The sequence below is a fragment of the Sphingomonas aracearum genome (assembly GCF_003345355.1).
GTDB lineage: Bacteria > Pseudomonadota > Alphaproteobacteria > Sphingomonadales > Sphingomonadaceae > Sphingomonas > Sphingomonas aracearum.
In genome coordinates this window covers 114404-136643 of sequence record NZ_QQNB01000001.1, presented here as the reverse complement: position 1 = coordinate 136643, position 22240 = coordinate 114404, and the positions used below count along the sequence as shown (strand labels likewise).

The 22240-nt window shown below is 67.6% G+C and carries 25 protein-coding genes; 14 read left to right on the top strand and 11 right to left on the bottom strand.

All coding sequences use genetic code 11. The annotated features are described in order from the left end of the window. Positions 1-41 precede the first annotated feature (41 nt). The 3 genes from DVW87_RS00665 to tgt all read right to left on the bottom strand — a co-directional run bounded on the left by DVW87_RS00665 (position 42) and on the right by tgt (position 2035). Positions 42-599, bottom strand: a complete 558-nt coding sequence (locus DVW87_RS00665; RefSeq protein WP_147276164.1) for a hypothetical protein — start codon at positions 597-599, stop codon at positions 42-44. A gap of 105 nt (positions 600-704) precedes the next feature. Continuing rightward, on the bottom strand, positions 705-896 hold the full coding sequence (locus DVW87_RS00660) for a hypothetical protein (protein WP_114685861.1): 192 nt from the start codon (positions 894-896) through the stop codon (positions 705-707). Next, complete coding sequence (tgt, locus tag DVW87_RS00655; protein ID WP_114685860.1) at positions 893-2035, bottom strand: tRNA guanosine(34) transglycosylase Tgt; 1143 nt, start codon at positions 2033-2035, stop codon at positions 893-895. Before tgt ends, DVW87_RS00660 begins: the two co-directional genes overlap by 4 nt. Before the next feature lie 52 nt (positions 2036-2087). Between tgt and DVW87_RS00650 the strand changes: the two genes are divergently transcribed. Both DVW87_RS00650 and DVW87_RS00645 read left to right on the top strand, forming a co-directional pair. Beyond that, positions 2088-2846 (top strand): cupin domain-containing protein, encoded by a 759-nt coding sequence (locus DVW87_RS00650; RefSeq protein WP_239017698.1) that lies wholly within the window; start codon positions 2088-2090, stop codon positions 2844-2846. Between the two features lie 53 nt (positions 2847-2899). After that, complete coding sequence (locus DVW87_RS00645) at positions 2900-3160, top strand: hypothetical protein (protein WP_147276163.1); 261 nt, start codon at positions 2900-2902, stop codon at positions 3158-3160. A gap of 63 nt (positions 3161-3223) precedes the next feature. Here DVW87_RS00645 and DVW87_RS00640 read toward each other — a convergent pair whose 3' ends face one another. The 4 genes from DVW87_RS00640 to DVW87_RS00625 all read right to left on the bottom strand — a co-directional run bounded on the left by DVW87_RS00640 (position 3224) and on the right by DVW87_RS00625 (position 7700). Continuing rightward, complete coding sequence (locus DVW87_RS00640; RefSeq protein ID WP_114685858.1) at positions 3224-3832, bottom strand: septation protein A; 609 nt, start codon at positions 3830-3832, stop codon at positions 3224-3226. Between the two features lie 5 nt (positions 3833-3837). Further along, on the bottom strand, positions 3838-4773 hold the full coding sequence (gene ftsY, locus DVW87_RS00635; protein ID WP_114685857.1) for a signal recognition particle-docking protein FtsY: 936 nt from the start codon (positions 4771-4773) through the stop codon (positions 3838-3840). Next, a complete protein-coding gene (mtaB, locus tag DVW87_RS00630; protein WP_114685856.1) occupies positions 4770-5996 on the bottom strand; it encodes a tRNA (N(6)-L-threonylcarbamoyladenosine(37)-C(2))-methylthiotransferase MtaB in 1227 nt (408 codons plus the stop codon). The genes ftsY and mtaB overlap by 4 nt, the downstream gene beginning before the upstream one ends. Positions 5997-6068: 72 nt before the next feature. Then, positions 6069-7700 (bottom strand): putative bifunctional diguanylate cyclase/phosphodiesterase, encoded by a 1632-nt coding sequence (locus DVW87_RS00625; protein ID WP_114685855.1) that lies wholly within the window; start codon positions 7698-7700, stop codon positions 6069-6071. Between the two features lie 251 nt (positions 7701-7951). Between DVW87_RS00625 and ffh the strand changes: the two genes are divergently transcribed. From ffh to DVW87_RS17660, 4 genes are all read left to right on the top strand, one after another. Beyond that, the gene (ffh, locus tag DVW87_RS00620) at positions 7952-9454 is read left to right on the top strand and encodes a signal recognition particle protein (RefSeq protein ID WP_114685854.1); all 1503 of its coding nucleotides are present in this window, start codon (positions 7952-7954) and stop codon (positions 9452-9454) included. A 39-nt stretch (positions 9455-9493) separates the two neighbouring features. Further along, on the top strand, positions 9494-9937 hold the full coding sequence (rpsP, locus tag DVW87_RS00615; protein WP_114685853.1) for a 30S ribosomal protein S16: 444 nt from the start codon (positions 9494-9496) through the stop codon (positions 9935-9937). Between the two features lie 103 nt (positions 9938-10040). Further along, on the top strand, positions 10041-10619 hold the full coding sequence (rimM, locus tag DVW87_RS00610; protein WP_114685852.1) for a ribosome maturation factor RimM: 579 nt from the start codon (positions 10041-10043) through the stop codon (positions 10617-10619). 5 nt (positions 10620-10624) lie between these two features. After that, on the top strand, positions 10625-10903 hold the full coding sequence (locus tag DVW87_RS17660; protein WP_147276162.1) for a hypothetical protein: 279 nt from the start codon (positions 10625-10627) through the stop codon (positions 10901-10903). Positions 10904-10938: 35 nt separating this feature from the next. Here DVW87_RS17660 and DVW87_RS00605 read toward each other — a convergent pair whose 3' ends face one another. Next, positions 10939-11844 carry an NAD(P)/FAD-dependent oxidoreductase gene (locus DVW87_RS00605; RefSeq protein WP_114685851.1) on the bottom strand — a complete coding sequence of 302 codons (906 nt, stop codon included), beginning with the start codon at positions 11842-11844 and terminating at the stop codon, positions 10939-10941. Positions 11845-11895: 51 nt separating this feature from the next. Here DVW87_RS00605 and DVW87_RS00600 point away from each other — a divergent pair, with 51 nt between their 5' ends. The 6 genes from DVW87_RS00600 (at position 11896) to DVW87_RS00575 (ending at position 15768) form a co-directional block, all read left to right on the top strand. After that, complete coding sequence (locus DVW87_RS00600; protein ID WP_114685850.1) at positions 11896-12156, top strand: AbrB/MazE/SpoVT family DNA-binding domain-containing protein; 261 nt, start codon at positions 11896-11898, stop codon at positions 12154-12156. Further along, the gene (locus tag DVW87_RS00595; RefSeq protein ID WP_114685849.1) at positions 12153-12527 is read left to right on the top strand and encodes a type II toxin-antitoxin system VapC family toxin; all 375 of its coding nucleotides are present in this window, start codon (positions 12153-12155) and stop codon (positions 12525-12527) included. Before DVW87_RS00600 ends, DVW87_RS00595 begins: the two co-directional genes overlap by 4 nt. Next, positions 12524-13255: a tRNA (guanosine(37)-N1)-methyltransferase TrmD gene (gene trmD, locus DVW87_RS00590; RefSeq protein WP_114685848.1), complete on the top strand. Its 732-nt coding sequence runs from the start codon at positions 12524-12526 to the stop codon at positions 13253-13255. Before DVW87_RS00595 ends, trmD begins: the two co-directional genes overlap by 4 nt. 1 nt (position 13256) lies before the next feature. Continuing rightward, positions 13257-13640, top strand: coding sequence for a 50S ribosomal protein L19 (gene rplS, locus DVW87_RS00585; RefSeq protein ID WP_114685847.1), 384 nt, complete (start codon positions 13257-13259; stop codon positions 13638-13640). 102 nt (positions 13641-13742) lie between these two features. Further along, a complete protein-coding gene (locus DVW87_RS00580) occupies positions 13743-15017 on the top strand; it encodes a DUF418 domain-containing protein (protein WP_239017696.1) in 1275 nt (424 codons plus the stop codon). Positions 15018-15090: 73 nt separating this feature from the next. Then, complete coding sequence (locus tag DVW87_RS00575; RefSeq protein WP_147276161.1) at positions 15091-15768, top strand: hypothetical protein; 678 nt, start codon at positions 15091-15093, stop codon at positions 15766-15768. Between the two features lie 13 nt (positions 15769-15781). Here the strand turns inward: DVW87_RS00575 and DVW87_RS00570 are convergent, their stop codons facing one another. From DVW87_RS00570 to DVW87_RS00560, 3 genes are read right to left on the bottom strand one after another with little or no spacing between them, the layout of a single operon-like run. Beyond that, the gene (locus DVW87_RS00570; RefSeq protein WP_114685845.1) at positions 15782-16492 is read right to left on the bottom strand and encodes a phosphocholine cytidylyltransferase family protein; all 711 of its coding nucleotides are present in this window, start codon (positions 16490-16492) and stop codon (positions 15782-15784) included. Between the two features lie 14 nt (positions 16493-16506). After that, positions 16507-17598: an inositol-3-phosphate synthase gene (locus tag DVW87_RS00565; protein ID WP_114685844.1), complete on the bottom strand. Its 1092-nt coding sequence runs from the start codon at positions 17596-17598 to the stop codon at positions 16507-16509. After that, positions 17595-18512, bottom strand: coding sequence for a CDP-alcohol phosphatidyltransferase family protein (locus tag DVW87_RS00560; protein ID WP_239017695.1), 918 nt, complete (start codon positions 18510-18512; stop codon positions 17595-17597). The genes DVW87_RS00565 and DVW87_RS00560 overlap by 4 nt, the downstream gene beginning before the upstream one ends. Positions 18513-18608: 96 nt before the next feature. Between DVW87_RS00560 and DVW87_RS00555 the strand changes: the two genes are divergently transcribed. Both DVW87_RS00555 and DVW87_RS00550 read left to right on the top strand, forming a co-directional pair. Then, positions 18609-20876 carry a S9 family peptidase gene (locus DVW87_RS00555; RefSeq protein WP_114685842.1) on the top strand — a complete coding sequence of 756 codons (2268 nt, stop codon included), beginning with the start codon at positions 18609-18611 and terminating at the stop codon, positions 20874-20876. Continuing rightward, positions 20873-22210 carry a DUF418 domain-containing protein gene (locus tag DVW87_RS00550; RefSeq protein ID WP_114685841.1) on the top strand — a complete coding sequence of 446 codons (1338 nt, stop codon included), beginning with the start codon at positions 20873-20875 and terminating at the stop codon, positions 22208-22210. Before DVW87_RS00555 ends, DVW87_RS00550 begins: the two co-directional genes overlap by 4 nt. The last annotated feature ends 30 nt before the right edge of the window (positions 22211-22240 follow it).

The window sequence follows — 22240 nt, the reverse complement described above, 5'->3', positions numbered from 1 at the left end:
CCGCAGGCTACCTAGGCCCGTGCGTGCGCCACGCCAAGACGTCAGCTGCGGCTCGCGCGGGCGAAGAGCGCCGCGGAGATCAGCCAGAAGGCGGTGAGGATGCCCGTGCAGCCGATGATGTCCTTCGGCCAATTGACGCTCTCCACGCTGCCGAAGCGGCCGATCACCGCAACGGCGGCGATCAGCACCTGAAGCACGGCCGCGGCGAGCAGCGTTCTCGCCATGCCCCGCGGTTGGAAATGGGCGATGCAGGCGCCGCCGATCACCGTGGCGATCACGGCGGCGAACATCATGTTCGCGTCATTGTCTTCGCTGCCGATGATGCCGACCGCCAGATTGACCCAGATGAGGAAGAACACGCCAAACACGGTCAGCGCCGCGGCAATGCGGTAGGCAGCGCCGTTGCCGGCCCGCAGCAGCCCCTCGAAGGCGCCGCAGGCGGCAGCGAGCATGACGCCCATCACCACGAAGTCGGAGGCGGTCCACTGCACCTCGGCGGTGAAGCGCATGGCAATGGCGGGCACCGTCAGCAGGGCGGCGGCACCCGCCCACAAAAGCGGGTGCCATCGGCGGCGGGATGCATCGGCGAGGGTCGTCATGATCGTCTCCTGTTTTCTTGCGGGAGGCCGATCGCTGCCATGCCACCGCAATGAGCGGCATGAGCAAGATGTGAGCAATGGCTGAAATGCGCGCTTTTCGCCGGTTCAGCGCTCCTTCTTCCGGCCTTCGCGAGCATAGAGCAGAACAGCTGCGAGAGCCGCGGAGCCGATGCCGACGCCGGCGGCGACGCCAAGGTTGGTCGGCCAGTTGCGGCTGCGCGTGGCCTCGCGATCCTTGTCGTTTTTGACGCCAGCCCAGTCCTTGGCCGCCTCGACGATCTCGTTATGGTCGCTCATCCTGCCTCTCCTTTCGGGCGATTGTAGCGCGCGCGGAACGCGTTGGCGAACTCGGTCAACCGGCCGCCGGCGATGGCGTTCCGCAGATCCTGCATCAGCGTCTGGTAGAACCAGAGATTGTGCTCGGTCATCAGCATGGCGCCCAGGATCTCGCCCGCACGGACGAGATGGTGGAGGTACGCCCGGCTCCAACCGGTGCAGGCGGGGCAGGCGCAATCGGGATCGAGCGGGCTCTGATCCTCGGCGTGTTTCGCATTGCGGATGTTGACCGGCCCGTCGCGGGTGAAGGCCTGGCCCGTGCGGCCGGAGCGCGTGGGCAGCACGCAATCGAACATGTCGATGCCGCGCTCCACCGCGCCGACGATGTCGTCCGGCTTGCCGACGCCCATCAGGTAGCGCGGACGATCCGCCGGCAATTGCCCGGGCGCATAGTTCAGACAGGCGAACATCGCCTCTTGTCCTTCGCCGACGGCCAGGCCGCCAACGGCATAGCCATCGAAGCCGATGTCGATCAGCGCGTCTGCGGAGGCGCGCCGCAATCCCTCGTCGAGCGCACCCTGCTGGATGCCGAACTGCGCGGCGACTTCGGCATGCTCGCCGCCCGAAAGGAACGCCGCGCGACTGCGGCGCGCCCAGCGCATGGATCGCTCCATCGCGGCAGCCTGTACGTCGCGCGTCGAGGTGGTGGGCACCAGCTCGTCGAACGCCATCACGATGTCGGAGCCGAGCAGCCGCTGGATCTCGGTCGAGCGTTCGGGAGAGATCATGTGGCGGGTCCCGTCGAGGTGCGACTTGAAGACGATGCCGTCCTCCGACCGCTTGGTCAGCTCGGCAAGGCTCATCACCTGATAGCCGCCGGAATCGGTCAGGATCGGACAGTCCCATCCCATGAAGCGGTGCAACCCGCCCAGCCGGGCCACGCGCTCGGCACCGGGGCGGAGCATCAGGTGATAGGTGTTGCCCAGCAGAATGTCGGCGCCCGACGCACGCACGTCGGCCGGCTTCACGGCCTTCACGGTGGCGGCGGTGCCGACGGGCATGAAGGCGGGCGTGCGGATGGTGCCGCGGCGCATGGCAATCTCGCCGGTGCGCGCCCGGCCATCGGTGGCATGGATGGTAAAGGCGAAACGTGGAGGCATGCGCCGCCTTTGGCGCAAGCAACGGGCGGCGGCAATCGCGCGTTGCCACGGCATGCCGGACGAAACCACCGTCAAGTTGCGCGACATGGCGCTACACCGCGGGTTGAAGCTGCGCGCCTCCCGGCGGCGCAAACCGGGCGGCGACTTCGGCAAGTTCGGGCTGGAAGACGCGAGCGGCGCGCCGGTGTTCGGCATCGGTGCGGAGGGACTGGGAGCGAGCGCAGGCGAGGTCGAGGCCTATCTGCGCGGGGCCGTCGCAGCCGATTGGAAGACCAGCGTTCGTGACACTCCGGCGCCCAAACGCCCGGCGCGCCCGCCGGTGACCGATGAGCCACCGCGTCGACCGAGCAAGCCGAAGCCCGCCGCCAGCCGGGCGGCGAACGATGAGGAGCCCTTGCCGAAGGCGGCGCGAAAGGGTGGACAAGCGCGGGCGAAGGGCGGCGACCCCGCACCGCCACCGCCACCGCCACCGCCACGGTTCGCGCCGGAGGTCGGCAACCTTTTCGCCGATCTGCCCGACGCGCGGCGGGCGGAGGCCTTCACCACGCTTGCCGAGGCGGCAGGCTCGCGGGTGGAACGGATCGTGTCGGCGGGCCAGCGCACGCCCGAACGCTCGCCCATGCGGCAGAGCCACGACGAGTGGGTGATCGTGCTGGCGGGCGAGGCGGCGATGCGGATCGAGGATTCGGAGGAAGTGGTCCTTGGACCCGGCGACCACTTGCTGATCCGCGCAGGCCAGCGCCATTGGGTAACGGGGACGAGCAAGGATCCGCCTACCGTGTGGCTGGCGGTACATCTTGGCGAGGGCTAGGCTATCGGAGGTGAGGACCGTGGCGTCCTTGCGAAGCAAAGGACAGACCAGCTGTGGACATGCTCGTCGTTTTCGGCCTGCTGAGCCTCGTTCCGGCGGTGGTCACGCTTGCTCTGCCGGCCAGATGGATGCTGATCTGGTCGCCGGCCTGCATGCTGGGCATATATCTGCTGACAGAAAGTGCATTCAGCACCGATCCGGGACCAGCGGGGTTGTTCCTGGCAATCTGGGTGATGCTCGCCACCGGGAGCAACCTTTTTGCCACCCTTGCTCGGCTGATCCTTCTGCTCAGCCCGCGACGCGCTTACCGGTAGTTTCCAGAGTTTGGGCAGGCGCTCATGCCTCCTTGCGCCGCCCCCGAAGTCCAAACCAGCCGATCAGTCCGCCGGCGGGGTCTCCACCTCGGCCGGCTGATTGAGGCCGTGCTTCAGGAGCATGGGGATGTTCACGATCGCAAACAGGAAGGTGAGCGGGATCGCTCCCCACAGCTTGAACCCGACCCAGAAGTCGGTGTTCGTGTTGCGCCATACGAGCTCGTTGAGCACCGCCATGAACACGAAGAAGATGGCCCAGTTTCGCGTCAGCTTGCGCCAGCCAATCGCCGTGAGGCCGGGATAGGCGGCCTCCAGTAAGCCCTGCAGGAGCGGGCGGCCGGTGGCGAGACCGAAACCGAGCACCGCGGCGAAGATCGAGTATACGAAAGTGGGCTTCATCTTGATGAAGCGATCGTCGTGGAACCACACGGTAAGCCCGCCGAACACGATCACCAGCACGCCGGAGATCAGCAGCATCGGCGAGATGTGGCGCGTCTTCACCCAGGACAGGAGCAGCGCGATCGCCATCGCGACCATGAAGCCGATGGTCGCCGCCACGATGCGCGTGATGGCTGGCCCGTGGGTCAGAAAGTTGATCGCGAAGAAGACGAGCAGCGGCCCATAATCGAGCGCCATGCGGAAGCCGGGTGAGGCGGGTGGTCTGGTGCTCATCTCGCTTACTTCCGCACCGTGTCCACGCCGGCGATGATGCGGCTGACCTCGTTGGGATCAAAGGGGCGCAGGTCGCCCATGCCTTCACCCACGCCGATCGCGTGGATCGGCAGCCCGTATCTTTCCGCCGCGGCGACGAGAACGCCGCCCCGCGCGGTGCCGTCGAGCTTGGTCATCACCAGGCCGGTGACGCCGGCATCCTTCTGGAACACCTCGATCTGGCTCAAGGCATTCTGGCCCGTGGTGGCGTCCAGCACGAGCAGCACGTCGTGGGGTGCGGCGGGGTTGAGCCGGCCGAGCACCCGGCGGATCTTGGACAGCTCGTCCATCAGCTCGCGCTTGTTCTGGAGGCGTCCGGCCGTGTCGACGATCAGCACGTCCGTGCCGATCGCGGTTGCCTGCTTCACCGCCTCGAAGACGATGCCGGCCGCGTCGCCGCCTTCCTTGCCCGAGATGATCGGCACGCCCACGCGCTCCGCCCAGGTGGCGAGCTGGCCGATGGCGGCGGCGCGAAAGGTGTCGCCGGCCGCGAGCATCACCGCATAGTCCTGCTCGGTGAGCCAGTGCGCCAGCTTGGCGATGGTGGTTGTCTTGCCCGATCCGTTCACGCCGATGACCAGGATCACCTGCGGCCGGGGGAAGGCCTCGATCTCCAGCGGCCGGGCCACCTTCGCCAGCGTCTTCTCGATCTCCTCCGCGACGACCAGACGGATGCCGAGCTCCTCCATGTTGCGCTCGTACAGGCCCTCGGAGAGCCGCTGCCGGATGCGCCCGGCGGTTTCCGGACCGAGATCGGAGGCGATCAGCGCTTCCTCGATCTCGTCCAGCGTTTCGTCGTCCAGGCGCGCGGCGCCAAGGCCGGCGAGATTGCCGAGAAGGCGGTCGGATGTGCGGCGGAAACCGCCAAGCAGCTTGTCGTGCCAGCTGGGAGTGGTGCTCATGCCGCGGTTGCTACCGGCTCGGCCGCGGTTCCGATAGGGGTTGCGTGCAGGCGAGCGCCGTCGAAGCCGGTGACACGGCAAGTGGCGATGGCGCCGAGGGGAAGCGGCGTGGCCCAGTGCAGCTCGGCGAAACAGGGCGCGTGCCCTCGCGTGCTGGGCCGCTCCACCAGCACGCTCTGTTGCGTGCCGACAAGCCCGGCCAGCCAGCGGGCGCGGCGGGCGGCGGCATGGGTGCGAAGGGCTGCTGCACGCGCCTTCGCCACGGCGACGGGCACCTGCGGCATGCGCGCGGCGGGTGTGCCTGGACGTGGCGAATAGGGGAACACATGGGCGTGCACCACGTCGCAATCGTCGAGGATCGCCAGCGTGTTGGCGGCCTGTTCTTCGGTTTCGGTGGGAAAGCCGGCGATCAGGTCCGCGCCGATGGCGATCTCCGGCCGCGCGGCCTTGAGGCGCTCCACCAGCGCGACCGCCGCCGCGCGGCTATGGCGGCGGCGCATGCGCTTCAGGATCAGGTCGTCGCCCGCCTGGAGCGAGAGGTGGACGTGGGGCATGACCCGGCGCTCCTGCGTGAGAAGCGCGAAGAGCCGCTCGTCCACCTCGGCGCCGTCGGTGGAGGACAGGCGCAGCCGCTCGAGCCGGGGCACATGGCGCAGGATGCGCTCCACCAGGCTGCCCAGGGTGGGCGCGCCGGGCAGGTCCGGCCCGTAGCTGGTCAGGTCCACGCCGGTGAGCACGACCTCGCGGTGACCCGCCTCGACGAAGCCGTGGATGCGGTCGATCACCGCACCGGCGGGCTGCGACCGGCTGGGGCCGCGTCCGGCGGGGATGATGCAGAAGGTGCATCGGTGGTCGCAGCCGTTCTGCACGTCCACAAAGGCGCGGGCATGGCCGGCGAACGGCACGGGCGGGTTGTTGGACGGGGCCGCGTTCCAGCTTTCCGGCAGGAGCTTGGCGGCGTTCGGCACCAGACGCGCGACCTCCGGCATGGCCGCCAGCTGCTCGCCCGCGATCTCGGCAGCGCAGCCGGTGACGACCACGGGCATGCCGGGGCGCTCCGCGGCGGCGCGGCGGATCGCGGCGCGGGTGTCGCGCACCGCCGCCTCGGTAACGGCGCAGCTGTTGATCACGGTAACGTCCTGCCCCGCGACAAGCCGGCGCAGGGTCTCGCTCTCGGCAAGATTCATCCGGCAGCCAAGGGTGATGACGGCAGGGGCGGGCATCGCGGTGGTCTAGGCGCCGGGCGTGCGCGAGTCCAACGCTGCTTCCCCGTTGCCGCGCGGAGAGAGCCTGCGTCAGCCCGCCAGACGATGGTCCGGCGCGGGCGCATCCACCGGCGCCATCGCAAGACGGCCCTGTTCCGCCAGCAGGCGCCGCGCCGCGCCGACGTTCATGGCGCGACCGTAATGATAGCCCTGCCCCTTGGCGAGGCCGAGCTCCCGCAACCGCTCCGCGATCTCCGGGCCCTCGATGCCTTCGGCGGCGATCGGGAGGTTCAGGCCTTCGCCGAGCCGGGCGATGGCATTGACGATGGCGGCGGCCTCGGCATTCTCCGCCATGGACATGATGAAGCTCTTGTCGATCTTGATGATGTCGAAGGGCAAGGCGCGGAGGTGGCCGAGGCTGGAATAGCCGGTGCCGAAATCGTCGAGCGCCAGGCGGATGCCAAGGTTCTTCAGGCTTCCGACGATCGACTGGGCGAGCGCCAGATTGTCGAACAGCGCCGATTCCGTGATCTCGACCTCCAGCCGGCGGGCAGGGAAGCCGGTTTCGGTGAGGACCTTGATGATCTTCTGCGCCAGCCACGGATCCTTGAGCTGCCACGGCGAGATGTTCACCGAGAGCGTGATCCCGGGATCCCAGTCACGGGCGAACTGAAATGCCTGGCGCATGATGGAAAGCGACAGGTCGGCGATCATGCCTGTCTCCTCCGCGATGTGGATGAAGCGGTCCGGCGTGATGCAGCCACGCGTCGGATGCTCCCACCGGGCGAGCACCTCGAAACCCGAGAGGCGGTTCGTGGCGAGATCGATTTGCGGCTCGAAATAGGGCACGATCTCCTGCCGCGGAATGGCCTGACGCAGGCCGGTTTCCAGCTCGTTGCGCGCCTTCAACTCGCGTTCCATCGACAGGTCGAACCAGGCGTGGCGGTTGCGACCGGCATTTTTCGCCGCGTACATCGCGATGTCGGCGGAGCGGATCAGCGTGTCGACATTGGGGCAATCGCCATCCGATCGCGCCATGCCGATGGACACGCCGACATGGAGAACCAGGCCATCCACATGGAAGGGCTGCGCCAGGCGGCTGACCAGCCGCTCGGCCAGGCGCTCGGCGGTATCGGGATGGGCGGGGTCGAAGAGAAAGGCGCAGGCGAACTCGTCGCCGCCCAGCCGCGCGGTCAGGGATTGTTGCGGCAGCGCCGAGGCGATCTCCTCGGCCACCCGGCGCAGCAGTGCATCGCCCACGCCGTGGCCGTGCATGTCGTTCACCGTCTTGAAGTGATCGAGGTCGAGCATCAGCAGCGCCATCGCCTTGCCGCGTGCCCGCGCGCGCGCGAACAGGGCGGCGCCTTCCTCGGCCAGGCAGCGGCGGTTGAGGAAGCCGGTGAGCGGATCCCGGCTGGCCAGCTGCTGCGCGCGTTCCTCCGCCGCGGCACGGATCGTGACCTCCCGGCTGAGCTCCCGATGACGGCGCCAGCCGAACAGGATCAGCGCGACGTTGAGGAGAAGGGCGATCACCAGGGTCTGATCGGTGCTGGTGGTGCCCGAGCCAAGGTGCCGGAGAGCGCTTGCGAGCACGGTGCTGCCGGTCGCGACGAACAACAGGATCGCCGCGGTGGTGATCGCGGCGCTGAGCATGTCTTCCCGTATCCGCGGCTCACGCATCTTCGCGCGCGGACCGGGTTCCGCCTCGTCCTGTGCCGCCATGTTCACCTCAGGGAAGTTCCGTGATGCGCTATTCCATGCCGGCCGTGTAGAAGCGGTTAAGCGCGAAGGTTATCGCCCGCGCTGCGGCGTGGCGGTTGCCAGCGGGGGCAGGTTCCGCTATGGCCGCGACACGATCGCTCCCGAAGCGACGCAAGGAACGTGGCGCCCGAGGGCGTACGCCGGCCGACGAGGTTTCGTCCGCCGGCGTTCTTTGCGTTGAGCCGATGGGTTGGTCGAGAGGAGTTTGGTTGATGTTCGAAAGCCTGAGCGACCGGCTTGGCGGTGTCTTCGATCGGCTGCGCGGCCGTGGCGCGCTGACCGAGGCTGACGTGCGCGCCGCGATGCGCGAGGTGCGCGTGGCGCTCTTGGAGGCGGACGTGGCGCTGCCCGTGGCGCGCCAGTTCGTCGACGCCGCAACCGAAAAGGCGATCGGCCAGAACGTGCTGCGCTCGGTCACGCCCGGGCAGCAGGTCGTCAAGATCGTCAACGATGCGCTGGTCGAATTGCTCGGCGGCTCGGCCGGCGAGGAAGAGGCGCAGCTGCACCTCGCCGTCACCCCGCCGGCGGTGGTGATGATGGTCGGCCTACAGGGTTCGGGCAAGACCACCACCACCGCGAAGATCGCACGCCGGCTGAAGACGCGCGAGAACAAGAAGGTGCTGATGGCCTCGCTGGACGTGAACCGTCCGGCGGCGCAGGAGCAGCTCGCCACGCTCGGCACGCAGGTGGACGTCGCCACGCTGCCGATCGTCGCCGGGCAGCAGCCGGTGGAGATCGCGCGTCGCGCGCTGCAATCCGCCAAGCTGCAGGGCTATGACGTGCTGATGCTCGACACCGCGGGCCGCCTGCACGTCGATCAGGCGCTGATGGACGAGATGAAGGCCGTTGCCGATGTGGCGACCCCGCAGGAGATCCTGCTGGTGGTCGACTCGCTGACCGGCCAGGACGCGGTGAACGTCGCCACCAACTTCTCCGAGCAGGTGCCGCTGACGGGCGTGGTGCTGACCCGCATGGACGGCGATGCGCGCGGCGGTGCGGCGCTGTCGATGCGCGCCGTCACCGGCAAGCCGATCAAGTTTGCCGGCACCGGCGAGAAGATGGACGCGCTGGAGGCGTTTCATCCGGGCCGCGTCGCCGGTCGCATCCTCGGCATGGGCGATGTCGTCAGTCTGGTGGAGCGTGCGGCGGAGGCCGTTCAGCAGGAAGACGCCGAGCGGATGGCGAGCCGGCTCGCCAAGGGCCAGTTCGACATGGACGACCTGCGCGCGCAGCTCGGCCAGATGCGGCGGATGGGCGGGCTGGGCGCGCTGGCCGGGATGATCCCGGGTATGAAGAAGGCGCAGGCGGCGATGAACTCCGGCGCGATCGACGAGCGCATCCTCCTGCGCATGGACGCGATGATCACGTCCATGACCCAGAAGGAGCGCGCCAAGCCCGAACTCATCAACGCCAAGCGCAAGATCCGTATCGCCAAGGGCTCGGGCACGACCGTGCAGGACGTCAACAAGCTCCTGAAGATGCATCAGGAAATGGCCAATGCCATGAAGCGCATCAAGAAGATGGGCGGCCTGAAGGGCATGATGGCGATGCTCGGCAAGGGCGGACCGGGTGGCGGCCTCGCCGGTCTCGGCAACGCCATGGGCGGCGCCGACATGGGCGAGATGATGGGCAAGATGGGCGGGCAGCTGCCCGGCCTGGGCGGCCCGGGCGGACTCCAGCTCCCGCCGGGCTTCGAGAAGTTCGGCAAGAAGTAATTCAACCAACCAACTGTTAAACCAAGGAAGAAGAACACAATGGCTCTCAGCATTCGCCTGTCGCGTGGTGGCTCCAAGAAGCGTCCGTACTACCGCATCGTCGTGGCCGATGCGCGCAGCCCCCGCGACGGCAAGTTCATCGAGAAGATCGGCACCTACAACCCGCTGCTCGCCAAGGACGACGAGAAGCGCATGGTGCTGGACACCGAGCGCGCCAAGTTCTGGCTGGGCAACGGCGCGCAGCCGACCGACCGCGTTGCGCGCTTCCTGGACGTGACCGGTGTGAAGGAGCGTCCGGCTCGCAACAACCCGAACAAGGGCAAGCCGGGCGAGAAGGCCACCGAGCGCGCCGAGGAGCGTGCGGAGAAGCTGAAGGCGCAGCAGGAAGAGGCCGAGGCCGCGATGGCATCGTCGGTCGAAGCGGCCACGGACGCGCCGACCGCCGAGGGCGAGCAGGTCGCCGACGCGACTGCCGAGCAGTGATGCGACCGGCCGGGCTCGTTGTGCGTTCCTGTTGGGCAACCACAGGAGCAAGCCATGAGCTCGGCCAACGATACCCCCGGCAATCCCGAACGGACTTCCGGCGATGAGCAGAAAGACGCCACCAACCAAGGCGTCTCCACGCAGGAGCCGGCCGAAGGCGCCGACGACGCCCCCGCAGGCGGCGACGGGTCGCCCGACGCCTGATGCGGCGGACGACCGCCAGATCGTTCTGGCGGTCGTCATCGGCGCGCACGGGATCGGCGGTGAAGTGCGGCTGAAGGTCTTCGCGGAAGACTTCTCCGCCTTCGGGGCGTTCAACAATGGCGCGCTGACGCTCTCCTCGCTGCGCGAGGGGAGCAACGGGGCGATTGCCCGTTTTGCCGAAGTGCGCGACCGCAACGCTGCGGAGGCGCTGCGTGGAACGGAGCTGACGGTGGCACGCGACGCGCTGCCGGGGCTGGAGGACGGGGAATATTACCATGCGGACCTGATCGGCCTGCCGGTGGTGCTCACCACGGGAGAGGCGATCGGCCGGGTGGTCCTGGTTGAAAATTTCGGCGCGGGCGACGTGCTGGAGATCGAGCGCGACGCGGGTGGCCGTTTCATGGTACCCATGCGGCCCGAAGCGGTGCCTGAGTGGTCCGCCGAGCGGCTGGTGGTGGAGCCAGCCTTCGCGGAGTAGGGCTGATGATCTTGCTGGCGATGACGATTGCGGTGGCCTTGCTTGCGGCACTGGCGTGGTGCGGTGCGGCGTTCCTCCTGCGCTGGCGGCATGATGCGCGCCTCTGGGCCACGATCCTCATTCCTGCGGCGATCGTCACGATCGCCATTTCGATCTACATGGGCGTATGGACCCTGATCCGACGCCGACCCGCGAAGAAGCCGGCTGGCGCGCAGTGTTCCTTTTGGGGAGCTTCCTGTGCGGCAGCTTCGCCCTCTTCGCCACGTTGCCGATCTGGTACCTGATGGAGAATCGCTGGGGCGGTTTCGCTCGCTGACCGTCAGCGGCGCAGCGGCTCCTTCTCGCTCAGCATGTTGCGGATGGTGGTGGCGGCCACGCCGGCCTCGCCCATCGCATGGCTGATCTGGTCCAGGCCCTTCACCACGTCCCCGGCGGCGAAGAGGCCGGGCAGGGACGTGCGCTGGTGGTCGTCCACCTCCAGGCAGCCGTCCTCGGTTCCTCGTGCACCCGCGGCAATGGCGAGTTCGGACCGGATTACCGACCCGAGGGCGGGGTACACGCTGTCGAACGAAAGCAGCCCGCCTGCCGTTTCGACGACCAGGCAGTCGTCCTTGATCGCCCAATCACCGCATGGTCCATCGACCCGGATCACGCCTGCCTCGTCCAGCGCGGCCACACATGCCGCATCCAGCATGTGCTCGGCATCCGGCGCGATCAGCGTTACGTCCCGAGTATAGCCGCGCAGGAACAGCGCCTCGCGGCGGCCGTGATCGCCGGTGCCGATCACCCCGACGCGCTTGTCGGTCACCTCGTACCCGTCGCAGATCGGGCAGTACCGCAGCAGCCCGCGGGCGAGCGCCTCATCGTGGAGATCGTCTGGCAGCGACCTGGGGCGGTTGTTCACCACGCCGGTGGCGAGAAGCACCGAGCGGGACCGGAAGGTGCCGCTTGCGGTTTCGACCGTCCAGGTCTCTCCCGGTTCGATTCGTTGCACGCGCACCGCCTCGCGGACCGCGCCATATCGCTCGGCCTGGGCCCGCATGCGGGCAAGCAGGTCGAGCCCGCTGATCCCCTCCGGGAAACCGGCATGATTGTGCGTGCAGGGGATCAAGGCGGCGCGGGAAGAGCCGCAATCGAACAACCGTATCTTCAGGTGAAAGCGGGCGAGATAGATGGCCGCGGTGAGCCCGGCAGGACCGGCGCCGATGATGATGCAGTCGTCCATCCTTGCTCCTCGGGGCCAATGTATATACATGATGTATCTACGGAGGCGGTCATGAGTAACGAATATCGCGCCAAGGTGTTCAAGTCGGGAAATTCGGTCGCGCTCCGCCTGCCCAAGGCGCTGGGCATCGCGGAGGGCACGGAAATGATCGTGCGCGAGGAGCGCGGCCGTTTCGAATTGGAGCCGGTCGAGGCGCCCAAGCGCAAGTTCGCGATCGGGAAGGTATGCGGTTCGGCGACGAACCTGCAACCAATCGCTCAGGAGGATCGGGTGTTCAAGGATCGGGCGCTCGACTGGCCCATTTCGCAATGAAGTATATGCTGGACAGCAATGCGATCATTGCCTTGGTAATGGCCACAAGCGATGCACTGGGCCGTCGCGCGGCGCAGTGTGACGAGGGCGATATCGTAACAAGTGCAGTTGCTATCGCCGAGATCGCCTATGGCTCTGCTCGTGCGAAGCCGCCAGCCATGGATCAGCTTCGCGCCTTTCTGGAAGAGGTGCCGGTTCTCGACTTCGACTACAAGGCGGCGTTCGCCTACGCTTCCCTGCCCTTCCGAAGAGGCAGCTATGATAGGCTCATCGCGGCGCATGCGCTAGCCAACGCGCTGACCATCGTGACCAACAACGAGCGCGATTTCGCCGACATACCGGGCCTTGTCGTCGAGAACTGGGCGCTATGACCTTCGCGGCGACGATCCTGACGCTGTACCCGGACATGTTCCCCGGGCCGCTGGGCCATTCGCTGGCCGGGCGAGCGCTGGCGGAGGATCGATGGTCGTGCGAGGCGGTGAACATTCGCGATTTCGCGACAGACAAGCACCGCACGGTGGACGACACGCCGGCGGGTGGTGGCGCGGGCATGGTGTTGCGGGCGGACGTGGTGGCGCGTGCCTTCGACGGCGTGGCCGACCACCGGCCGGCGATCGCGCTGACGCCGCGGGGGCGACCGCTGACACAGGAACGGGTGCGGGAACTCGCGGCGGGCTCCGGCGTGGTGCTGCTATGCGGACGCTTCGAGGGCTTTGACGAGCGTCTGTTCGAAGCGAGGGCGATCGAGCAGGTCTCGATCGGCGACTATATCCTGTCCGGCGGCGAAATGGGCGCCCTAGTGCTGCTCGATGCTTGCGTTCGGCTGCTTCCCGGCGTAATGGGCGCGGCTTCCAGCGGGGACGACGAGAGCTTCGAAACGGGGCTGCTCGAATATCCGCATTATACCCGACCAGTCGACTGGGAAGGGCGCACGATCCCCGAAGTGCTGCGATCGGGGGATCATGCGAGGATCGCGGCCTGGCGCAAGCAACAGGCCGGGATCGACACACGGCTAAGGAGGCCGGATCTGTGGGAGCGCCATGAGGGCGCTCGGGTCCAGCCTCCCTCTGGCGCGCGGCGACGATTGAAGGACGAATGAGATGAACCTCATCCAGACGCTCGAGGCGGAGAACATCGCCAAGTTCCTCGAGAACAAGAAGATCCCGGAATTCCGCCCTGGCGATACGCTGAAGGTCGGCGTGAAGGTGGTCGAAGGCGACCGTACCCGCGTGCAGAACTATGAGGGCGTGTGCATCGCCCGTTCGAACAAGGGCATGGGCTCGAACTTCACCGTTCGCAAGATCAGCTTCGGCGAGGGTGTGGAGCGCGTGTTCCCGCTCTACTCGCCGAACATCGACAGCATCGAGGTGGTCCGCAAGGGCGCGGTGCGTCGTGCAAAGCTGTACTACCTGCGTGGTCGTACCGGCAAGTCGGCGCGCATCGCCGAGCGTCGCGATACGCGTACGCAGGCGGCCGCCGAGTAACGTCGCGAGCTATCGCAAGAGCAAGGGGAGCGGGCAGCGAAGGTTGCCCGCTCTTTTTGTTTCCGCCTCCTGCCGACCCACGCCTTCGGATCGTTCCGCCCCGTGATCGCACCGCTTGCCTCATCGACTGAGCCGGACGGCGCCTCCCGCCAGGCGAGCCTGGATGTGCTGCGCGGGCTGGCGATCCTCGCGATCCTGTTCCTCAACATCTCCGACATGGGCGGGGCGATCGCAGCGGCGGCAAGCGACCTGCGCCATTTCGGATGGAGCACCGCCGATCGAAGCGTGTGGGCGTTCCGGGAGATATTCCTGGCCAGCACGGGACGCGGATTGCTGGAAATGCTGTTCGGCGCGGGCATGGTGATCCTCACCGATCGTGCAGCAGCGCGGATGGACGCGGCGCGTGTGCTGGGCGGCTATGCCTGGCGTAACCTCGTCCTGCTCGGCCTCGGGCTCGTGCATGTGTTCGTGCTGCTCTGGCCGGGCGACATCCTGCACACCTATGCGCTTGCCGCGCTCGCTGCGATGTGGTTCCGCCGCGCGACCGTGTCGGTCCTGCTGATGACCGGACTGTTCATGGCGACCCTGCAGCTCGTCGCCGGTGCGCCCGTCCTGATGCAGGAAAAGGCCCGCACCGAACGGATCGCCCGCCTGGAGGCCCGAGGCGCTGTTACTGTCGAGGTCGCACGGGCGCGGCGAGAGGCAGCCGAGAAGCAGGTCGCAGCGACACGCGAGATCGCCGAGGAGGACCGCGCCCGCAGCGGCACGCCAGCCAGCTGGGCGGTCATGGCATGGCAGCAGTTCCTCCGCTGGCAAGCCGAAGGGCTGGAGCTGCAATGGATCTGGGAGGCGGCCAGCGCGATGCTGATCGGTGCGGCCCTGTTCCGGTTGGGGGTCTTGCAGGGACAATCGCCCCCGCGGGTCTACTGGCTGCTGCTGGCGATCGGCTACGGGCTTGGCCTCACCTTGCGCGCCTGTGGGGCGGATGCCGCGATGCAGCCAGTGCCGCCACCCAACGTCCTGTGGATCGCCGGCGAATGGGCGCGATTGCTGGTCACGCTGGGGCATCTCGCGGCGGTGCATCTGCTGCTTCGCACGCGGACGGGGACGGGCGTGCTGCTGCCCTTTGCGGCGGCGGGACGGGTGGCGCTCTCTATCTATGTGGCGCAATCGCTGATCTGCCTGTGGGTGCTGTTCCCGCCCTGGGGGCTGGCCTGGTACGGGCGGCTGGGCTGGGCGGAGATGATGCTCCTTGCCCTCGCTGTCGACGCGATGCTGTTGGGTGTGGCGATCCTCTATGTCCGGCGTTGGCGCATCGGGCCGGTCGAATGGGCATGGCGCTCGCTGGTGGAGCGGCGGCGGCTTTCCTGGCGATGAGGCTGGCGCGGGGCAGCTTCCCCCGATAGCATCTCCGACAAGCGGGAGAGATGGCATGCGATGGGTGACGAACGTGGCCCTGATCGGCTTGGCGACGATGCTCGGTGGGGCGCAGCAGCGGCCCGTGCCCGCGCCCCAGGAGCAGGATCGCAGCGTGGTGGTGATCGCTCCCGATGACATGGGCATCGATACTGCCGGCCCGGAACCCCGGCTACGCGGCGGCGAATGGCGTTTCGAACGCAGCACCACGCTGGGCAGCGGCGATGCCAGCAACGTGGCGGTGCAGCGGATTCCCAGTACCGGGGCGGGTTCGGGGCTGCGGTTCGGTTTTTCGGCGTGCCTGCCAGACGACAGTCTTGCGGGAGCGCTGCAGCAACTGGCGGGCGATCGGTCCAGCATGCCGAACCCGTCGCAGCTTTGCGGGCGTCTGATGATGGACGTCAAGGACGGCAGCATCGGCGGGCGGCGATCCTGCCTGTTGCGCAGCCTTGCGATCGGCAGGTCGCACAGCAAGCTGAGCCTGCGCCTGAGCGGCAGGTACGATCGGCGCGACTTGAAGCTCAACATCTACGGCGAGGAGCAGACCGATGGGCTTGCCGAGGAACGGAGCGTTCCCCGCCCGGCGACCTATCGCTGGCAGGTGACCGCACATCGGGTGGGCGATTGCTCCGCCAACCGCGCCAGACTGCGGTCACTGGATGAAGCGGCGGACCTGTTGTTCATCCCCGGCGCCGACGGGAGCGGGATCTAAGCGCGCCGGGCGATCACGCCGCAGCGCGCATCCACTGTTCGGCGGCGTGGAGTGCCTTGGCATCGTCCACGTCGAGCCAGGCCAGGTCGCTGCAATCCTCGACAAAGGCGAGGTCGCGGGCGGCAAGGGCGGTCACGCCCTGCGAGATCGATGGCGACGAAAGGGTGGCGAGAACGTCGAGAAAGGCCGGCCCGATCGCGAAAACGCCCGTGTCATAGGCGTCGAACGTTTCCAGGCCCTTGGCGATGGCGGTGATGCGATCGCCCCTGGTGGCGACGCAGGTGACATCCTCGGGATCGATCCAGGGGTGACCGAGCCGGCGGTCGATGCCGAGGCGCAGCCCGCCGCCGGTGCCGGCATAAGCGAGGCGCGCATACAGGTCCGGCGTGACGAGATGGTCGCACATGGCGAGCACTGCGTCTTCGCCGGCCAGCAGCGGTGCCGCGGCCAGCACCGAAACGCCGTTGGGCTGCAGCCAGTCCGGTGTCCGTGCGGCCTCCAACGTCAGCCGCCCGTGCCGGCGCGCCAGATGGCGGGCGATCTCGTCGCCGCCATAGCCGAGGATCACGATCGCGCGGGAAAAGCCTGCGGTTGCAAGGCCGTCAAGCGCATGGTCGATCAGCGGCTTGCCCGCGACCGGACAAAGCGGCTTCAGCGGAGCCATGTCGCGCAGCCGGCTGCCCATGCCCGCGGCAAGGATCACGGCGGTGCGAATACGCGACATGGCTCCGATTGGCCTCAGTGGACCGAAGCGAAACGCTCGACGGCCTCGAACGCCTGGTCGTCCGTCATCTGCTCGCGCGGGTGCTTGCAGAAGTAAGCGGAGGGCGCGTCGATCACGCCGCCGATGCCGCGATCCCTGGCGATCTTGGCGCAGCGGATCATGTCGATCGCGACGCCGGCCGAGTTAGGCGAGTCCTCGACCGAGAGGCGCATCTCCAGATTCATCGGCACGCCGCCGAACAGCTGGCCTTCCATGCGGATGAAGGCGACCTTGTTGTCGTTCTGGAACGGCACGTAGTCGGACGGGCCGATATGCACGTTCTCGTCCTCCAGCCGCTCGGCTGCGACCGACTGCACCGCCTCGGTCTTGGAGATCTTCTTGGACTTCAGCCGTGCCCGGTTGGACATGTTGAGGAAGTCCGTATTGCCGCCGGTGTTGAGCTGGTAAGTGCGGTCCAGCTTCACGCCGCGCTTGGCGAACAGGTCGGTCAGCACGCGGTGAACGATGGTGGCGCCCATCTGGGCCTTGATGTCGTCGCCGATGATCGGCACGCCCGCGGTCTCGAACTTCTCGGCCCATTCCGGGTCGGAGGCGATGAAGACGGGGATGTTGTTGACGAAGGCGACGCCGGCATCGATCGCGCACTGCGCGTAGAACTCGGTCGCCTCCTGGCTGCCGACCGGCAGGTAGTTCATCAGGACGTCCGCCTTGGTCTCCTTGAGGGTGGCGACCACGCTCTCGCGCGTTGCTTCCTCATGCTTGCCCACCACGAAGGTGCGGTCGTCGCGATATTCCGCCATGTGCGGCGCGACGCCGTCGAGGATGCGGCCCATCTGCACGACTGCGCCGGTGGAGGCGACGTTGGGCGCGAACACGGCGGTGTTGTTCGGCTTGGCGAAGATCGCCTCCGCGACGTCGCGGCCGACCTTGCGCTCGTCCACGTCCCACGCGGCGACGACCTTGATGTCGCTCGGCTCGTAGCCGCCGAGCTTCTGGTGCATGAGGCCGATCGTGTCGTTGGCGCCTGCGCGATAATGCTCGAGGCCCTGGACGAGGCTCGAGGCGCAATTGCCGATGCCGACGATGGCAACGCGGATTTCAGTCATTCCAGTCCCAATTCCCTGTTGAGAGACGTTGAAGGGGCGGCCGCCATCCCGGCGGCGCGATTGATGCGGTTCTCGGCGCGGCGATGCCATAGCACGGCTGCGACGAGGACAATGCTCTGCACGACGATCTCGAAGCCCCAGAACAGATAGGGGTTCCCGAGCAACACCGCCACAAAGATGGCAATCACGCGCGCATTGGCAGCTTCGAGGGCCATCAGGCGCATGGGCGGTACGGCCAGCGCGGCGTAGCGGCCGCGCAGCCCCGGCACCTGGTCGAGCGCGGCATCGGCCGGGGCGCCGACGCGATCCAGCGCGTTGGCGAACAGATCGTAGAAGCGGACGAGGCCATTGGCGGTCACGGCAGAAGCGGGCGGCCGGGGCAGGCCACGGGTTCGCCGGTGATAGCGGGTGCGCTCGCCCTCATAGATGCTCGACTGCACGGCATGGAACGCGGCCGCCGCCAGCGCGAACGCCCAGGCCTCGCCGGTGCCGACCGAAGCGGCCAGGGCGATGTAGAGCAGCGCGAACACGCCATGGTCGCACAAGCCGTCCAGAAAGCGCCCGAGTGCGCTGGCGGTCTTGGTGGCGCGGGCGATCATCCCGTCAAGCCCGTCGGCGATCAGCCAGCCCGCGCAGAGCAGCAGGCCCAGCAGCGGCAAGCCCCGGTAATAGGCCAGGGCGGCCAGCGCGCCGGTGACCAGGCCGGCCACCGAAACCGCATTTGCCGAGATGCCCAGGCGCAAGGCGCGCGGAAGCAGCGCCCGGCTGGCGGGGTGAATGATCCAGAGGTTGGTAGGATCTTCGATCCGGCGATCGCGCGATCCATCCGCGGGGGGAGGTGTCATCGGCGCGTCATGCTCCCGCAACCGAAGTTTCGCAATGCCTTGCGCAACGGTTCGGCGCTTCTGTTCCATGCTGTGGCCTTTACGGCAGCTTCACTCGGCGCAATAACGCAGCATCCCGTCGCTTTCCGCGACAGCAGGGCAATCAGAGACATACGGAGATGGCGAATGCGCAAGTCGTGGCTGCTGGCAGGGGCGATGCTTGCCGGTTGGGGGGCGTCGGCCATGGCGCATGAGCCCGAGCCCCATCCGGCCCAGGCGAGCGCGCGCCAGGCGTCTCAGGTGCTGACGCTGGAGCGGCTGTACCAGAGCCCCGACCTCTCGGGCGCGCAGCCGCGCTCGCTGCGCCTGTCTCCCGACGGCACGCTGCTCACGTCGCTGCGTCCCCGCGCCGACGATCGCGAGCGGCTCGATCTCTGGGCAACGGACACGCGCACCGGCCAGGAGCGGATGCTGATCGATTCGAAGAAGCTCGGCACCGGCGCCGAGCTGTCGGAGGCGGAGAAGATGCAGCGTGAGCGCGCGCGCATCACCGGCCTCAAGGGCATCGTCGCCTATGACTGGTCGCCGGATGGCAAGTCGATCCTGGTGCCGCTCGATGGCGACCTGTATCTCGCCGGCCTGGACGGCAGCGTCCGGCGCCTGACCAATACGCCGGCAGGCGAGCTCAACCCGGCGCTGAGCCCCGGCAACGGCTATGTCAGCTTCGTGCGCGACCAGAACCTCTACGTGCAGCCGATCGCCGGCGGGCAGGCCGCCAAGGTCACGCCCGATGGCGCGGGCACCGTCCATTGGGGCGAGGCCGAGTTCGTCGCGCAGGAGGAAATGGACCGCGACACCGGCTATTGGTGGGCCCCGGGCGACAAGTACGTCGCGGTGGAGCGGTTCGACGAGGCGCCGGTGGGCGTCGTCACGCGCGCGGCGATCGGCGCCAACGGCACCCGGGTGTTCGACCAGCGCTATCCCGCAGCAGGCACGCCGAACGTGGCGGTCGAGCTGTATGTGATGAAGCCGGACGGCTCGGGCAAGGTGAAGGTCGATTTGGGAACCAATCCGGACATCTACCTGGCGCGGGTCAACTGGTCGCAGGATGGATCGCAGCTGCTCGTGCAGCGCCAGAACCGGACGCAAACGGTGCTGGACGTGCTGGCGGTGGACCCCGCCACGGGCAAGAGCCGGGTGCTGTTCAGCGAGAAGTCCGGGCCGAAGAGCTGGGTGAACCTTTCCAGCAACTACCGCATCCTCAAGGACGGCAGCTGGATCTGGTGGTCGGAGCGGGACGGCTGGGGCCATCTGTACCGCGTTCCGGCAGACGGCCGTGGCAAGTGGACGCAGCTGACCAAGGGGCCTTGGGCGGTCACCGGGCTCGTCGGGCTGGACGAGGCGAAGGGCCGTCTGTTCTTCACCGGCACCAAGGATGACGTGATTGCCGGCAACGTCTATTCGGTCGACCTCGCACGCCCCAACGCGATCACGCGTCTGACGGAGACGGGATGGTCGAACGGCGCGACGATGGACAAGGCTGCATCCCGCCTGATCGTCGCACGGTCGAACCCCACCCAGCCGACCCAGGTGTATCTGGCGGACGCGACCGGCAAGCGGATCTCGTGGATCAACGAGAACAGGGTGGTGCCGGGCCATCCTTATTACCCGTATCTTGCCGCCCACCAGCAGACGCAGTTCGGCACGCTGAAGACCAGCGACGGCGAGACGCTCTACTGGGAGATGATCACCCCGCCGCTGGAGCCGGGCAAGAAGTACCCCGTGTTCTTCGAACATTATGGCGGCCCGCACAGCCAGGTCGTCGGCCGCGGGTGGCAGGGGCCGATGCCGCAGTACATCGTCGGGCAGGGCTATATCTACTTCAAGATCGACAATCGCGGCTCGCCGAACCGCGGCAAGGCGTTCGAGGACAAGATCTGGCACGCCATGGGCTCGGTGGAGGTGACCGACCAGCTGGCGGGCGCCAACTACCTCAAGTCGCTGCCGTTCGTGGATCCGGCGAAGATCGCCACCTATGGCTGGTCCTATGGCGGCTACATGACGCTGAAGATGCTGGAAGCGAACCAGGGGGTTTACGCCGCCGGTGTGTCCGGTGCGCCGGTGACGCAATGGGAGCTGTACGACACCCATTATACCGAACGCTATATGGGCGCCGACCCGAAGAACCGCGACAAGGCCGCTTACGCCGCGTCCGGCGCGGTGGAGAACGGACCCAAGATCACCGATCCGCTGCTCCTGATCCACGGCATGGCGGACGACAATGTGGTGCTGGACAACTCCACCGCCTTTGCCGCGAAGATGCAGGCGGAGAACGTGCCGTTCGAGATGATGTTCTATCCCGGCAAGACGCACACCGCCGCGCGCGACGTGCATGTCTGGACGACGATCATGAACTTCCTCGACCGCGAGGTGAAGAGCAAGCCGGCGAAGTGACGGAGCCGAGCGAGGCCGGCGCGGGCTCCCTCCCCGGGAGTCTTGCGCCGGTCGCCCCGCACGAGCGGATCGTGCAGCTGGACATGCTGCGCGGCTTGGCGATCCTGGCCATTTTGTTCATGAACATCCCCCAGATGGCCGCGCCGCTGGCCGGCATCTTCGGGGATGGCTGGTCCGCCGCAGACTTTCGCGTGTTTGCGATCGTGCACCTGTTGGTGGACGGCACGCAGCGCGGCTTGCTGGAGCTGCTGTTCGGCGCCGGCACGTTGCTGCTGACCGCGCGTGTGATGGCGCCGGGCGATCCGGTCGCGGTGGCGGACGTCTATTTCCGACGAAACTTGTGGCTGCTCGTCTTCGGCCTCGCCAACGTGTTCGTGCTGCTGTGGTTCGGCGACATCCTGTTCATCTACGCCCTGGCAGCTCTGTTCCTGTTCTCGTTCCGGCGGGTGCGCCCCGGGTGGTTGCTGGCAATGGGGCTTGTCTTCGCCGCCTATACAAGCTGGGATGGCGGGAGCCGCTATCTGGAGCGGCGCGCCTTGTACGCAACGGTGACGACGGCGCAGGCGCACCGTGCGGCGGGCGTGCCGCTGACCGCCGCCGAGCGCGCGGCGCTGGGTCAGTGGCAGGAACTGCGCGACGCCTACACGCCGGGCGAGGGGGCGAAGCGGATGCTGGAGCGCGAACTGACCGCGCGACGATCAGGGGTGATCGCCTATGCGCGGTTCCACTGGGACCTGTGGCTCGACAATACACTGAATGGCGGGCTGGCCCGGTATGTGATGGAGGCGTTCTGCACGATGCTGATCGGCATGGCGCTGTGGAAATGGGGCGTAACGCAGGGGCGCCGCTCCACCGCCTTCTACCTCGCGGTGATGGTCGCCGGCTATGGCTTTGGCTTGGCGGTGCGCGGGTGGAACCTGCCGACGATGCTGGCGCGCGAGCCCGGGCCGGTGATCGAGCTGATGCTCGACGAACCGGCGCGGCTGGCAGTGACGCTCGGCCATCTCGCGCTGGTCACGCTGGCGCTGCGCACCGCGGTCGGGCGCGCGATGCTGGCCCCGTTGCGTGCCGCGGGGCAGGCGGCGTTCTCGATCTACCTGCTGCAGGCGCTGATCTGCCTGTGGGTCCTGTTTGCACCGTGGAGCCCGGCCGAGCTGTGGGGGCGGTACCATTGGCTGGGTTGGGCGATGATGGCGTTGGCGGTGAACGGAGTGCTGCTGCTCGCCGCCAATCTGTGGCTGCGGGCCTTTGCGATCGGCCCGCTGGAATGGCTGTGGCGATGGCTGACCTATGGGGAGCGGCCCGTGCTGCGGCGGACGCATAGCTGGGCTTGACGACGCAATGGCAGGAAGGCGGTTGCGCCC

Coding starts and splice junctions, on each gene's coding strand:
- DVW87_RS00625 (WP_114685855.1), bottom strand. CDS start 7,700: ATGGCGGCACAGGACGAGGCGGAACCCGGTCCGCGCGCGAAGATGCGT.
- DVW87_RS00560 (WP_239017695.1), bottom strand. CDS start 18,512: ATGGAACAGAAGCGCCGAACCGTTGCGCAAGGCATTGCGAAACTTCGG.
- DVW87_RS00565 (WP_114685844.1), bottom strand. CDS start 17,598: ATGACTGAAATCCGCGTTGCCATCGTCGGCATCGGCAATTGCGCCTCG.
- DVW87_RS00570 (WP_114685845.1), bottom strand. CDS start 16,492: ATGTCGCGTATTCGCACCGCCGTGATCCTTGCCGCGGGCATGGGCAGC.
- DVW87_RS00650 (WP_239017698.1), top strand. CDS start 2,088: ATGCCGGACGAAACCACCGTCAAGTTGCGCGACATGGCGCTACACCGC.
- DVW87_RS00640 (WP_114685858.1), bottom strand. CDS start 3,832: ATGAGCACCAGACCACCCGCCTCACCCGGCTTCCGCATGGCGCTCGAT.
- tgt (WP_114685860.1), bottom strand. CDS start 2,035: ATGCCTCCACGTTTCGCCTTTACCATCCATGCCACCGATGGCCGGGCG.
- DVW87_RS17660 (WP_147276162.1), top strand. CDS start 10,625: ATGATCTTGCTGGCGATGACGATTGCGGTGGCCTTGCTTGCGGCACTG.
- DVW87_RS00665 (WP_147276164.1), bottom strand. CDS start 599: ATGACGACCCTCGCCGATGCATCCCGCCGCCGATGGCACCCGCTTTTG.
- DVW87_RS00595 (WP_114685849.1), top strand. CDS start 12,153: ATGAAGTATATGCTGGACAGCAATGCGATCATTGCCTTGGTAATGGCC.
- trmD (WP_114685848.1), top strand. CDS start 12,524: ATGACCTTCGCGGCGACGATCCTGACGCTGTACCCGGACATGTTCCCC.
- DVW87_RS00600 (WP_114685850.1), top strand. CDS start 11,896: ATGAGTAACGAATATCGCGCCAAGGTGTTCAAGTCGGGAAATTCGGTC.
- mtaB (WP_114685856.1), bottom strand. CDS start 5,996: ATGCCCGCCCCTGCCGTCATCACCCTTGGCTGCCGGATGAATCTTGCC.
- ffh (WP_114685854.1), top strand. CDS start 7,952: ATGTTCGAAAGCCTGAGCGACCGGCTTGGCGGTGTCTTCGATCGGCTG.
- DVW87_RS00660 (WP_114685861.1), bottom strand. CDS start 896: ATGAGCGACCATAACGAGATCGTCGAGGCGGCCAAGGACTGGGCTGGC.
- DVW87_RS00555 (WP_114685842.1), top strand. CDS start 18,609: ATGCGCAAGTCGTGGCTGCTGGCAGGGGCGATGCTTGCCGGTTGGGGG.
- rimM (WP_114685852.1), top strand. CDS start 10,041: ATGAGCAGAAAGACGCCACCAACCAAGGCGTCTCCACGCAGGAGCCGG.
- rpsP (WP_114685853.1), top strand. CDS start 9,494: ATGGCTCTCAGCATTCGCCTGTCGCGTGGTGGCTCCAAGAAGCGTCCG.
- ftsY (WP_114685857.1), bottom strand. CDS start 4,773: ATGAGCACCACTCCCAGCTGGCACGACAAGCTGCTTGGCGGTTTCCGC.
- rplS (WP_114685847.1), top strand. CDS start 13,257: ATGAACCTCATCCAGACGCTCGAGGCGGAGAACATCGCCAAGTTCCTC.
- DVW87_RS00605 (WP_114685851.1), bottom strand. CDS start 11,844: ATGGACGACTGCATCATCATCGGCGCCGGTCCTGCCGGGCTCACCGCG.